10 protein-coding genes are annotated in these 14,249 nt (G+C 32.2%); 1 reads left to right on the top strand and 9 read right to left on the bottom strand.

Annotated elements, in window-relative coordinates:
- Positions 1 to 146: 146 nt before the first annotated feature.
- From QJV49_RS07390 to ychF, 5 genes are all read right to left on the bottom strand, one after another.
- Positions 147 to 782, bottom strand: a complete 636-nt coding sequence (locus tag QJV49_RS07390) for an ABC transporter ATP-binding protein (protein ID WP_167593264.1) — start codon at positions 780 to 782, stop codon at positions 147 to 149.
- Position 783: 1 nt separating this feature from the next.
- Positions 784 to 2,775 carry a bacteriocin-associated integral membrane family protein gene (locus QJV49_RS07385; protein WP_225512475.1) on the bottom strand — a complete coding sequence of 664 codons (1,992 nt, stop codon included), beginning with the start codon at positions 2,773 to 2,775 and terminating at the stop codon, positions 784 to 786.
- A gap of 12 nt (positions 2,776 to 2,787) precedes the next feature.
- Positions 2,788 to 3,132, bottom strand: a complete 345-nt coding sequence (locus tag QJV49_RS07380) for a hypothetical protein (RefSeq protein WP_012896907.1) — start codon at positions 3,130 to 3,132, stop codon at positions 2,788 to 2,790.
- Positions 3,133 to 3,386: 254 nt separating this feature from the next.
- Positions 3,387 to 3,710: a helix-turn-helix domain-containing protein gene (locus QJV49_RS07375; RefSeq protein ID WP_225512476.1), complete on the bottom strand. Its 324-nt coding sequence runs from the start codon at positions 3,708 to 3,710 to the stop codon at positions 3,387 to 3,389.
- A gap of 111 nt (positions 3,711 to 3,821) precedes the next feature.
- Positions 3,822 to 4,937 (bottom strand): redox-regulated ATPase YchF, encoded by a 1,116-nt coding sequence (gene ychF, locus QJV49_RS07370; RefSeq protein ID WP_015425597.1) that lies wholly within the window; start codon positions 4,935 to 4,937, stop codon positions 3,822 to 3,824.
- A gap of 281 nt (positions 4,938 to 5,218) precedes the next feature.
- On the opposite strand from ychF, the gene QJV49_RS07365 reads away from it, so the two are divergent.
- A complete protein-coding gene (locus tag QJV49_RS07365) occupies positions 5,219 to 5,776 on the top strand; it encodes a helix-turn-helix domain-containing protein (RefSeq protein WP_225512477.1) in 558 nt (185 codons plus the stop codon).
- A gap of 9 nt (positions 5,777 to 5,785) precedes the next feature.
- On the opposite strand, the gene QJV49_RS07360 is transcribed toward QJV49_RS07365, so the two are convergent.
- The 4 genes from QJV49_RS07360 to dnaN form a co-directional block, all read right to left on the bottom strand.
- Entirely contained in the window at positions 5,786 to 5,986 is a 201-nt protein-coding gene (locus QJV49_RS07360; protein WP_003132155.1) for a DUF951 domain-containing protein, read from the bottom strand.
- 36 nt (positions 5,987 to 6,022) lie between these two features.
- On the bottom strand, positions 6,023 to 9,634 hold the full coding sequence (gene addA, locus QJV49_RS07355) for a helicase-exonuclease AddAB subunit AddA (RefSeq protein WP_225512478.1): 3,612 nt from the start codon (positions 9,632 to 9,634) through the stop codon (positions 6,023 to 6,025).
- A complete protein-coding gene (gene rexB, locus QJV49_RS07350) occupies positions 9,627 to 12,926 on the bottom strand; it encodes an ATP-dependent nuclease subunit B (RefSeq protein ID WP_225512479.1) in 3,300 nt (1,099 codons plus the stop codon). The genes addA and rexB overlap by 8 nt, the downstream gene beginning before the upstream one ends.
- A 104-nt stretch (positions 12,927 to 13,030) precedes the next feature.
- A complete protein-coding gene (gene dnaN, locus QJV49_RS07345; RefSeq protein ID WP_225512480.1) occupies positions 13,031 to 14,173 on the bottom strand; it encodes a DNA polymerase III subunit beta in 1,143 nt (380 codons plus the stop codon).
- Positions 14,174 to 14,249: the final 76 nt, after the last annotated feature.

Genomic DNA, 14,249 nt, shown 5'->3' with positions numbered 1-14,249 from the left:
TTCCTTATTTTGTCTAATAAATGCCAAAAGGCCGATTTATAAAAATCAGCAATTAAGTTTATTATAACATGTTTATTTACCTAGAGGAGCAAAAAAAAGACCCAATATTTCTATTGAGCCTATTAACTTTTATCATAGATAATTCATTATTCACCAATCTCAATAACCAAATCACTAACTTCTTTCAGGTAAGAATCATGTGTCACAATGACAACCGTCTTTCCCTTATCAACTTCTTGACGCAAAAGAGCAATCACTTCATTTCTATTTTCTGTATCAAGCGAACCTGTTGGTTCATCTGCCAAAATCAGCTGACTTTCTTTTAATAAAGCCCGTGCAATTGCTACTCTTTGTTTCTCTCCACCAGAAAGACTATAAACTTTTGTATTTAATCGATGATTTATGCCTACTTGGAGTAACAATTTCTTCATCTTTTTTCGTTTTTCTTTTTTTGAAATTCTAGAATAAATCAGTGCTATCTCTAAATTTTTTTCGATTGTTTCATCTTCCAATAAAGCAAAGTTTTGAAAAAGATAGGAAATTTTATTTCTCCTCATCTTTAAAGCTAAGGAACTATTAAAAGGTGGTGCAAACTGACCGTTAAAATAATATTTCCCATCATCATAATCCTCAATTAAACCAATAATATTCAAAAGTGTTGACTTTCCCGCACCACTTGTCCCATAAATTGCGGTCATTTTTCCTTCCGGAATTTTTAAATTTAATTTATCAAAAATAATATGCCCTTTGTAACCTTTTGTCAGTTCTTCAATCTCAATCATTCTATTCTCCTTTCAAGACATTCAAAAATAGTCCTTTTTGTAGTTTTAGCAATATCAAAATAATAATCAAAATTTCTAAGACAAAATAAATTCCCAATGCTTCCAAAGTAATGTTAACGTTACTTCGAGTTAAAGCAAAGGCAAAGTATAAAAGTCCCTGCACAAAAACTATTGTAAAAAGAGATCTATAAGTTACGAAGAAAGAAATTCCATATAATCTTTTGACTGCAATCTTCTTTTTGTATGTTTCAAAATAAAAAACCGTAGTTGTCAGAATCATTGATAAAAATATAAGAATCACTAAACCATTAGTAACAGCATAATTATAGGGATTTCCAACCGTACTCAAATTATCCGTTTTACTTATATCGTCTATCTTAATCATGGAAGGGTGAGTTTCAAGAGCACTATTTTTCTTCAAAATAGGAATAAGTGGTTGATATGTTTTTTCTATTGTTCCCCTAATTTTAAATTTCAAAACAGTATTGTGTTGAAAAGTAATATTTCCCTTATCAGTAAAATTTTTTCTCGTATAAACTTCTACTAAATCTGGAGATATTTTGGTACTATTTTCGTCTAGTAAGTCTAACTTTTGAGCATCTTTTATGAAATAGTATTTTATAGTTGAACCTTTAAAAAATGCCAATGAATCAGAAGAAGCATAATATTTTTTTATCTTAGAAAGTTGAGATTTATATTTTTCCGAAACCAAAATAATCCCCGAATTTGTATCAGGATTTATTTCTACTCTTTGATTGTCCTGGGAGTATATAGCAAATTTTGAAAGATAGTTATCATTAATTTGTAAGTCATTCAGACTATCATTTTCTACAATATCAATGCTTGAATCAGAAATATAAAGTCCATCATGTTCCTCAGCATAAACAAATAAATCAATGCATGATAGATTTAGGGGCTGACCTCCGTCATAGCCTGAAAATTCTGGGTAAAGTACGGCATATTCTTGCCCAATTTTGGAAGTTATTTCTAGCTTAGCATTTACAAAATAGAGTAGAGTTGCTGTTGTAGAAACTGTAATCAAAAATACAAATGCTTTGACCGCATAGAGAACATAGTGACTATACTTAAAAAATGACTTAGAGTTAATCTGATTGGCAAGTGAAAAGCTAGATACAAGTACTATGGAGATATAGGAAACTATGATAACAAGTAACAGCATAATAAACATTTGCAAACTAAATTGAAGATTAAATCCTCTGAAAACTAAAAAACTTGAAAATATATAAGCCAGCAATGTCACTATAAAAAATTCTTTCAAAAATAAACGCAAGCCTATCCTATGAGCGCTGACGCCATTCAAACGATAAGTAGCAATTTTTTTATTATTTCCAACTAACCAAACAAATAAAAAGATAGCAAAGAAAACTATCGAAATTCCTATAAATAAAGATAAATTATCATTAGTTAAACCAATGAAACTAGTATAATTATTAGGATAAAAATCACTAGGACGAGTCGTTAATTTTTTAGAAGTAATATGAGTCCCATATTTTTGATTAAGAGCTATTAAAAAGTCTTGGAGAGAAGTTTGGATATTTTTATTTTTTATATAAACATCACTATTTTCCTGTTCTACAGTCGTAATATTCTTAAGAGGCTCACTCCATAATTGACAGCTAAAACCGTGAGATACAAAAGTTTTTTTATCAGATGTTTGATAGTTTGTCTTGTAAAACACCGCTTTACTATCCATTTTAAGCAAATCCGCATGACCTTTCCCATCGTTCTTTACTCCACCATACGTACTCCTAAAAATAAAAGATGCCCCAGTTTTAGCTGACACACCTTCTACAAGGGAAATTAAATTCTTGTCGCTACTAATGGATGAAGGAAGATAAATTTGTGTAAAATCTTGAACATCATAATTTTTTTCAATTTGCTTATCTACAAAATTATTTTTTACTATATTGGCAGAAGATATTGAAATAACAATAAATAGAACAAGAAGAACAAACTTAATAACCTTATTCATATTAACTCCCTATTATAATTTGACAAACCAACCACTATAACCAGCATTCCATGCCCCAATAGCTTTCGCCTGTGCAATCTTGTTAGCTGATACGGTATTACTAAAAGCTGTTGCACTTTTTCCGACTTTTGCCCAGCTATAATGTCTTTGATTTATTTGGGCATTATCATGCGCAGTAGCTTTAGTAATCGTCGGATTAAATCGTTCGATATAATTCGTATTCCAACCACCAGAAACGAAAACCTGTGCCGAAGCAAAAGCTGTTCCAGAGATAAGTGCAGTCCCCAGTACTAAAACCGATACTTTTCTCTTTAGATTTCTGCGTCTAATCAGAGCGCGTGTCATTGTAAGTTCCATTGTGTTCCTCCTTTAAATATTAATAAGCTAGCTAAAGTCTCCATCAGAGCGCTAGTGCTTTTTTTCTGATAAGACAATGTAACACTTTTTGTTTACGCTTTCTTTATTGTGATTATAGTCTTAATTAACTTGTTTGTCAATATTTTAACTTTATAAACACTTTTATTTATTAAATGTAATTTATGAACAAGTGTAGTATTCAATCAATTACTTTCGCTAAACAAAAAAAGACCAAAATGGCCTTTTTATTTTCATCAAAATAAATGTAAAATAAATTTTAAAGTAAAGAGAAATGGAATGATAAATCCCCAACCCACCTTATAGATTAACTTCAAAGTCCGTTTGTCATCAATCTCATGTTTTGCTTTTTCTTCCATCTTTTTGTCACCTTTGAGCAACATGTCCAAAGAACAATCGAAAATTTCACTAAGTAAGATAATTTGGTCTGTTGTTGGTAGTGCTTTTCCTGTCTCCCATTTTGAAATTGATTGACGAGAAATATGCATTTTTTTCGCCAATTCTTCCTGACTGAGATTTTTCATTTTACGATTTTCTTTGATTATCTGAGAGATTTCCATGTTGCCTTCCTTTCATGCTTTAAGAGTATCGTTTTTTATTCTTCAACTCAAGCATTTTTAGGTTGCAAAAATGCACCGATTCGGTGCATTTCTTCATTTCATTTACAAGGTTTACACGTTGAAACGGAATTCCATAATGTCGCCATCTTGACCAACATATTCTTTTCCTTCTTCACGCAAGCGACCGGCTTCACGAACAGCCTTTTCTGAACCGTATTTAAGCAAATCATCATAAGACATAGTTACTGCGCGGATAAAGCCTTTTTCAAAGTCTGTATGGATAATTCCTGCCATTTGTGGAGCTTTCATTCCACGTTTGAAGGTCCAAGCACGGACTTCTTTTTCACCAGCAGTAAAGTAAGTGGCTAGGCCAAGAAGGTGATAAGCTGCACGAGTCAACATATCAACACCAGATTCTTTTAAGCCAATTGCTTCCAAGAATTCTGCTTTTTCATCATCTTCCAACTCTGAAATTTCTTCTTCAACACGAGCAGAAATCACTGCCACTTCAGCATTTTCAGTCGCCGCAAACTCACGAATTTGTTTCACGTATTCAATATTATCAGGTTCACCAACTTCATCTTCTGAAACATTAGCCACATAAAGAACTGGTTTACTTGTCAATAAGAACAAGCTTTTAAGAACCTTTGTTTCATCTTCGTCAAAGTCAATTGTTCGTGCTGATTTACCATCTTCAAGAACCGGTTTGAGCTTTTTCAAAACATTAAATTCTGCGACCGCATCTTTATCTTTTGCTGTACGAGCAACTTTTTCAACACGCGCATAACGTTTATTGACTGATTCTAAATCGGCCAAAATTAGTTCAAGATTAATTGTTTCAATGTCTGCCATTGGATCAATAAAAGCATCTTCACGATTATTTTCACGCATTACATTTTCATCATCAAAAGCTCGAACAACGTGAATGATGGCATCTACTTCACGAATATTGGCAAGAAATTTATTTCCTAGACCTTCTCCGCGTGAAGCCCCTTTAACAATCCCAGCAATATCTGTAAATTCAAAAGTTGTCGGAACAGTTTTCTTAGGTTTAATCAACTCTGTTAACTTGTTTAAACGTTCATCCGGTACTTCTACCATCCCAACATTTGGGTCAATTGTTGCAAAAGGATAGTTTGCAGCTTCTGCGCCTGCTTTTGTAATTGCATTAAAAAGAGTTGATTTACCAACGTTTGGTAAACCAACGATACCTGCTGTTAAAGCCATGTTTTATATTCTCCAAAATTAAGATTAATTAGTTTTAATTATACTGTAAATCGCCTAAAAACACAATAAAGGCAAGGAAAATCATAGAAAATCTCTAAGTTTACAAGTTTACACAAGGCTCGTAAACAATAGAGCATGTCATCACTAGCCTTTATTTTAAAGGCTTGCCACAAAATGTTACCCTAAAATACCACCTATGTTCTTGCTTTTAACTTCGCTTTAGTTGATAATGAAATCAGAAATAAATCACTAAATTACCCATTTAAATTTAAGGAGAAAAAATGCTCGGAGAAAATTTACAAAAAGCTCGTCTTGCCCAGAAGCTCACACAAGAAGAAGTTGCAAAAGAACTTTATTTTAGTAGACAAGCCATTTCACGTTGGGAATCCAATAAAACTGAACCAAATTTTGAAACATTGATTGCCCTAGCCGAATTATATGAATCAGATTTATCAGCTTTTGCTCAAGGAATTGAACCACAAAAAAGAAAGAAACATATCAACCTATTTGCTGGTTTTGGCTTAGTCTTTTTTAACTTCGTTCTTGGTTTCTGGTTGATAATTACTACTGCTTTGATTCTTTTGGCCCTTTATGCTATTATATTTGCTTTATTCATTGCTCCATTTATTATGATTTTCGCTGTTGCTACTCATAATCCACATATTACTTTTGGCAATGCGAATGGAGCAACAGGTTTTGACTGGTGGTATTGGCTAGTTGCAATTATCGCTTGTTCGCTGATGATTCTTGTTAGCCCTTTGATTTGGCGCTTTACAAAGTTACTTTACTTTTGCCTTATTAAATACCTCAAATTTAATCTCAAATCGGTTTATAATTAAAAAAAGGGCTCACTTGAGCACCTTTTTTATTTTTTTATTAAAGTCAAAACGACTCATCATCACTTCATGATTGCAGTTTGTACATCTTATCTTGATATCTGCACCCAATCTAGTGATTTCCCAAGCATTTGCTTTTTTACCAGTCGCCTTAACAGTGCAGGCATGAGGTTTCTTCATCTCGACAATCGAACCTAATTCATATTCCAGCATTATCTATCCTTTCTATACAATTCCTGTCATTATAATCTAATCATCTAGTTTTTCAACAAAAACTTGCTGAGGGCCTCCCAATAAAATGAGATACTTGTCAACTTGGTTGACATCGTAGGCTTTTTTCAGAGCTTCACTATAAAGATTCATCTGATCTCTATAACGCTCTTTTATTTCAGTAATAGCTGAAGAATTTGTAAATCTATCTGTCTTATAATCAAATAGGACGATTTTATCAGTAAGTTTAACAAATCCATCACAAATTCCCCGAACAATATACTGCTCTTTAGCAAACTCATCTGTTCTCAACATTGAAAATGGTGCTTCTTTAACTGTTTTATCAACATTTTCTGACAAAAACTGACCGAACTCTGTATCAAACAAAGTTAAAATTTTAGCAATATCAATCTGATTTTTTATTTTTTCATCAAATCCCATTTCATCAAGTGTCGCTTGAAAACTAAATAAATCTGCTTGAGAAAAATCTGCATACTGCATAAAACTATGTGTTGCCGAACCGATTTCTGCAGCAGTAATTTTCTTAGGACCAAAATCAGAAAAATCTAGTTTTTTGACCCGAGTAAATTCACTCATCGGTTGAATCTCACCCACTTGTAATTGTTTCTCGTAGCTTCGCTTTTTAACCTGACTTGGTGTTTGAATACTTGAGAGCTCTGTTGCTGCTTGATGTGGATATTCATAATTCATAATTTTTTGAGCTTTTTGTATTTCATCAGAATAAGCCATGATATTATCAAATTTTTCCGATTCTTCGACCAATTTTTTGAAATCAGGTTGACTTGTAAATTCAAGTTTTTCTGCTTCTAATTCTTCTTTTGTGTAGACATTGAGTTTCATCGGAAGTTTTGTGGCATTTTGAAGCGCCAGTATCCAGTGTTGAAAACCACGACTTGAATTACGAAATTTATCTTCTAAAATCTTTCCCTCTAAACTTGCATTATCGTAAAGGTCAAGTCCTGATTTTTTATCTGTTTCTTTTATTTTTCCGACAAGATAAAGTTTTTTCTTTGCTCGTGTAAATGCAACATATAAAACACGCATTTCTTCTGAGAGAGCTGCTCTTTGTTTTAAGTCTTTATTCACCATATAAGGGAATGTTTCCATTTTCACTAAAGCATAAGGGAAATCAGTTATAACATCTGCTTCATCCTTTAAATCAGCAATAAGCTTCATTCCTAAGCCATTTTCACGACTTAGGATAACATCTTCTTTCAAATCACGATCGTTGAAGCGAGATTGTAAATTCATTAAAAAGACATAATCAAATTCTAATCCTTTTGATTTATGGAAGGTCATTACTCGAACAGCATTTTGAGGGAGTTTTATATTAACAGAAGCTAAATCATTATTTTGTTCCATAAATTTGTTGATCAATCTTACAAATTTAAATAATCCTTTATAACCAGAACTTTCATATGATTCTGCTCGAACCGCTAAGGCTTGTAAGTTCGCTTGGCGCATTTCACCATTTTTTAAGGCACCAACATAGTCAAAATAGTAGGTTTCTGTATATATTTTCCAAAGTAAATCATGAATTGCAACTTGGTTTACAAGTTTACGCCATTCTGTAAACTTATTATAAAATGCTTTAAGCTTGTTCTCTAAGGAAGGATTGATAAGTTCTGGATTTTGTCCTTCTTTATTAAGTGACAAAAGAATTTTATCCCAAAATCGAAGGTCATGGCTTCCTTGAGTACTGATTCTCGTTAATTCATCTTCATTAAATCCAAATAATGGAGACCTTAACATCGCAACCAATGACAAATCATAGAGTGGATTATCAATTGCTCGTAAAACGTCTAGCATAATTAAGACTTCCATTGATTTCAAAAAATCAACTCGACCTTCATCAAGAACCACTGGAATATCGTAACTAAGCAGAATATCCTCAATTTTATTATTATTTGATTTAGAACGAACCAAAATTGCTATATCTTTTGGTTCAACTCCAGCTTCAATCAATTTTTTTATTTCTTGAGCTGCTCCTTTAATCTCTCCATCCGAAATTCTTACTTCGGATTCATCTGTTTCTTCATCACTTGTATTTTCTTTGTATAAAAGAAGTTCTGGATAAAAATATTTCTCAGATTCAACTGGATAATCATTAATATTTCCTTGAACTAAAGCTTCTTCTTTGCCATAAGTCATCTCACCTAATTTTTCATCCATCAGATGTTTAAAGATATCATTTGTAAATGTTAAAACCTCACCGCGTGAACGAAAGTTTTCTTTTAAGCGAATTAATTGATTTGGATTTTCTACCTTTACATAGTCTTTATATTTTTCTAAAAAGAGGCCAGGGTCAGCTAAACGAAAGCCATAAATTGATTGCTTAATATCACCAACCATGAAGAGATTATGTCCATTTGATAAAAGTTCCAGCATTCGCTCCTGAGTGTGGCTGGTATCCTGATACTCATCAATCATGATTTCATCATAATGTTCTCTTAAAGTTTCACGTATATCTGGATTTTCCTCTAAAATTTCAATGGCAAAGTGTGCGATATCAGAGTACTCAAAGGCATTTTCATTCTTTTTACGTTCTAAATAACTTTGGTAAAACTCAATAACAAATTTTTGTAAGTTTTCTGCGATTTCAAATGCTTGATTTTGATATTTTTCAATCAACTGACCATGTTTTATTTTATCAACAAACTTCCGAATTTCTCCAGGTTTGGATTTTGAGCCGATTAAGTCTTGCTTTTGTGCTGAAAAATCTTTTTTCAGAGCCGAAAGTATTTCATCTTTTGAAGAGCCCACTCGAATATCTGTATCTATTGATAAAAATAGTTCTGTGAAAGTTGCAAAATCTTTAGTGGTTATTGCTTCTAAGAGTTCATTTTTATTATCTAAAATAAGGTTGGCCTTATCACGTCCAGCCCCTTTTTTAGCAATTACTCCATTAGTTAATGAAGTTTCTAGAAGTTCAAAAAATATCAGTAAATTCTCTTTTATATCTGCTGAAAAATCTGCTGACAAGTCTTTCAGTGATTTATATGTTTCAAAACCTTTTAAAAATTGATTTTCTAACCACTTTTTTGGATTTTCGGTTGCTGACGCAAAACGGTAAGTAGTGTAAACTACTTTTTGAAATCCAGCAATATTTCTGTCTTTAGAAAAATTTTTTATAAGTTCTTCAAATTTTTCTTTTGAAATATTCATTGCTTCATCTTCTGATAAATAAGACTCAACCAATTGTTCAAAGACTTCTTGTCTAATCAAATCACTCTCTGTTTGATCAGCTAAAATTCGGAAATTCGGGTCAATATTTACTCGATTGAAATTCGTTTTTGTCAATTTTTGGGTGAAACTATCCATAGTTCCAATATCAGCATTTGATAGGTTATGTAAAGCAAGTGTCAACCTACGAGCTTGTTCTTCATCAGAACTTTCTTGTCTGGCTTTTTTCAAATCTCGCTCAAGCCGCATCCGTAATTCGCTTGCTGCTTTTTTTGTAAATGTGGAAATGAAAAGTCGATCAATTTCAATTCCTTGTTTGACTTTCTCGACAATTCTTTGAGCCATAACAAAAGTTTTTCCGGAACCAGCACTCGCTGAAACTAGAATATTCTTACCAGAACTATGAATGGCTTCATTTTGCTCTGGAGTTAATTTTACTTCACTCATTTCGCCCTTCTCCTTTTAATTCTGCTAAGATTTCTGCTTGGGATTTTTGACCAATTTCACGACTATGCTCATTCATGTGCACGTTTGCTTCAAATCGACAAATAGATTTGAGCGGACAGTAGCGACAACCTCGAACATTACCTGTTTGGTCAATCCCTTCGGAACATTTCATAATTGGATTTATTGCAATCTGACCACTTTTAAGTCGCTGACCAGCATGCTGATAATGATTTTCATTTAGTTTTAAAAGCTGTTCAAATTCTTCTTGATTATAAATATTAGATTTTTTTACAGCAATATTTTCTATTGCTTTAATTTGGTCAGCTGCCTCTTCCAAAACTAAACCATCATAACGCATTGATTCTTTCAATAAGCCAGAAATCTCTGATAAATGATTAATTTCTGATAAGTTAATTGGTTGATTTTTAAATTGTAAATAAAGAGCACCCCATATTTTTTGATTAGGAAAAGCTTCTTTAATCACGTCTAAATAGGTCATAAATTGTAAACTCAGACCGTCATAAGCATCCTGTAATTTAAAAGAATGAGCACTTGATTTGTAATCTATAGCTCCTAAATAATCAGAAGAAAGTTGGTCCAAACGGTCAATTCTTCCTCGTAAATAAATATCATCAACAGAAAAATTACCCAATTCACTTTTTGGTAAGCCAAAACTACTTTCTGTCAGTAAAGTTTTAAGTTCATCAGTAGAAACTGTTTCCTTTAAAACTGTTGCAGTCTGTCTAACAATTTCTTCTAAATTGGTCCAAGTAAATCTTGCTGTTGCATCCTGAGTAAAATAACGAGAGTAATTACTGTCAACATCATGTAAAACTTTTGTCAATTTTTCATCAAAATTTTCAGCTGACAAGGCTTTTTCTTGCATGACTTTTTCAAAAACTTCATGGAAAAAGTTACCAACAATTTTGGAATTTATATCAATATTTTCAAAAGTTTCCAGACCCAAAGTGGTCTCTAAAAAGTACTGATATTCACAGTTATAAAAGCGTTCAAAAGAACTGACAGAAGCATACAGTTTATCACCATAAATTTGGTCTAAGGTTTCTTTTGATAAATTGACCGTATCAATATCTTTAGCTAAATCCAATAATATTTTTTGAAAATCAGGATTTGACTTAACTAAGATTCGGAAAATACTAGACCAAAAAACTCTTTTGTCATCATTTTTTTCTTCAGTTTCAACAAGTTCACGCTCAATTTTTCCAATCATAGAAATCACTGAACGACTGTTTCCAATGTGCTCTAAGCTTTCAAAAAGATTGACTTCTTGAATTTTTTGAAGAATTTTTTCATCCGCATGATTCAAAAATAATTGGAAAACTGGTGAAAATTCTCCTTGCTCATTTGCCATAATTTGTGGCATGGATAACACTAAACTTTCTTTTGCTGAATTTACTAAAGAAAGGACTGTAAACTGATTTTTTTGATAGTTGACAACATTCAACTGTTCAATAAACTGATTTTCATCAGTTGTTTGATTAATTTCTAGTCGTTCTTCATCGGATAAAAGTGTTGAATTTTTCTTTATTCTTGGAAAATTAGTTTGACTCAAACCAATGGCATAAATATATTTATTAGTTTTAGGTTCAACAAGTTCATAATCTTTGATGTTTACAACATCAACGTTTGCTGGAATTTGTCGATATTTCGCATTTTTCAATCCGGCTAATAAAATATCTAAAAACTCCAGACTTTTCAATTTTTCATCAGAAAAAACGGCCAAAAACTCATTCAATATTGAAATGAGCATTTGCCAAACTTGTTCATGTTTATCAGCCATTTGGTGCTTATTTTCAGATTCTGCTTCTGAAAAATAAGTATTCATATTGGCCATTATATTTCCATTTTCAAGTAAAACTTGTAAATCAGAAACCCATTTTTTTCCTGTTTTTTGCCGATTTGTTCCTAAAAAGACTTGTAAAGGAGAATCATTTCCCAATAAATTTTCACGAAGTTGATTCACTAATTCAATTTTAGAAAACTCACTTTCATTGAATGCTTCCGTAAATTTTTTTCGACCAGAAATTTTATATTTTTGAACATAGTATTCAAAGTAATCAGTAACTTCTTCATCAAGGTTTACATCAGTGTAAACCTTACTTTTTAGAAGATTGACAACATCATCTGTCCGATAATTATTCTTTTTAATTGAAAGTAAACTTTCAAAAAAAATAACCAAAGGATGCTGACTCATTGTTTCTTCTTGGGCATAGAAAAATGGAATTTCATAAAGTTCAAAAATTTCCTTCAAAGTAATTTCATAAGCAGCTGGATCGCCTACTAAAACTGTAAAATCTTTGAAAAAAGCTCCCTGACTTATTTTTTGTCTAATTTCCTTTGCGACACCTTCAATTTCAACTTTCTGGTTTTCAGCTTCCCAAATTCTGAAATATTTTGCATCAGCAGAATTTATTTCAATATTTTGATCAGAAATGGCAAATCGTGAATCTAAATCAAGTAATTTTGTCAACTTATTGTAAACTTCATTGACAGATGAAGAAGCCATTTTTCTTAGTTCTACTGGAAATTTACTGCGAAAACGCCCAATCATTTGACTCGTACTGATATAAATTGTTTCAGATCCGGCTGTCAGTGAATTATCATCACTATACGTTCCAATGACAAAACGTGCCACTCTATCTTGAATACTTTCAATAAAAAGCTCTTCTTCCGCAGAAAATCGAGTATAGCCATCAATGACAATTGTCACATCTTTGAGTTGAAAATCAAATTCCCCTGCAGCAAGACGACTAGTAAAATCACCAAATTCTGAGTAGTTGGCATAGTCATTTGCTAATTTTTCTTCAAATCTATTTAAGATCTTTTTTAATTCTTGATTTTTAGGGCTGTCAGGTAAATTTTCTACTGACAGATTTGCTGTCAGTAACTCTGTTCTTAACTGAATTAGCATTTCCAAAAAACCAGCAGAATCCTGTAGAGAAAAATACAGCGGAATTTCTTCTTTTGAAAAACTCCTCAAAACACGTCGAAAAAGCATTGAAAGGCCTGCTGTGCCTAACTCTGTCTTTGTTGTCGCTTTTTCCCGCTTATCAAAATAATAAGGCAATTGCTTAAAACGAGTGACGAGTAAGTCAAAAACTGCTGCATCACTTCCCTTAGCCAAGCGCTCTAAAATTTCTTTCTCCTTCTCAAATGACATTGAAGAAGGCACAATGTAATAAACTTTTCGATTTTTTCCAAGTTCTTCAAGAGAAATCTCTAATAGTCCCTCTGTTAAATCTTGTGTAATTTCAGTATATAAAATTTCCATAAAAATAGACCTAACTTTCGTTAAGTCCATTATAACAAAATCTAAATTTACTGACAGACATTTTCGTTAGTAAATCTAAGCTGACAAAAGAGCTGTCAGTAAATTTAATTTGTACGTACTGGTGTAATCAATTGAACAAATCCAGATTCTTCATTACGTGGTTGCAAAGTGAAGGGACGAACGTTAGAAATAAAGCGTATGCGAACTTCTGGTGCTTTAATCACTTTCAAAGCATCAATCAAATATTCAGGATTAAAGCTGATTGCTAAGTCATTTCCTTCTTTTGATAAGGCTGTCAATTCTTCATGGACAGAACCTACCTCAGGAGAGTTGGCTGTGGTTACTACAGAATCACCAGAAACCGTCAATTTTACAGTTCCATTAGTTGTCATTACTGTCAACAAACGAGCACGATCCATTGTATGACGCAATTGCGCAGCATCAAAAACTAAATCTAAAGTATAATCAGCTTCATTTGGAATCAAACGATTAGTATCAGGATAAGATCCTTCAATCAAACGACTATAATAACTAATTGTTTCATTTCTAAAAAGCATTTGGCTTCCACTAATGAAAATTTCAATCTCTTCTTCATCATTCGTGAAAACATTCTTAAAACTATTGATTGATTTACTTGGCAAAATAACATCAAATTTTAATTCTGAATCTTCTAAAGGCAATAAACGTTGACTCATACGATGTGAGTCAGTTGCGACTGCTTTTAATTCGCCAGTCGCTAAGGTTTCTAAATGAACACCTGTAAAAATTGGACGATTTTCTTGAGTACTTACAGCAAAAACTGTTTCTGTAAAAATTTCTTTAAGTACTTTAACTTTCATTTTCAATGAAGAGCCTTCGGAAATTTCTTGTAAATGCGGATAGATTTCTGAATCCAGGCCTTTTAAAGTAATTTCTGACTTACCAGAAGTTAACAAAACTTGCTTTTGTTCTTTTTCAGTAAATTCAAGAGTGACTTCTGGTAATTGACTTACCACATTTTCAAAGAAAGCAGCTTCTAACAAAACTGAACCAGTCCCTGAAATAAGCATACTTGCATCTTTATTATCAACAGGTAAAAAATTCTTGATTGAAATTTGACCATTTGAACCAATTAAAGTAATTCCATTTTCTTCAACTTCAATTTTTAACTTTGTTAAAGCAGGAATTGTTACTTTAGAACCAATTGCTTGTTTGGTAATTCTCAAAGCATTTTGAAACGCATTTTTATTAATTGAAAATTTAATCATGAGATTCCTTTATAATTTCTTTTTATAAATATAATAGTAATAGTAGTAGGTCCTGTGGATAATCTGTATAAGACAA

Origin of the sequence: Lactococcus sp. NH2-7C, assembly GCF_029953655.1 — a bacterium.
GTDB lineage: Bacteria > Bacillota > Bacilli > Lactobacillales > Streptococcaceae > Lactococcus > Lactococcus lactis.
Note: the sequence above shows the minus strand (reverse complement) of the source record. Positions and strands in the feature narration are given on the sequence as shown.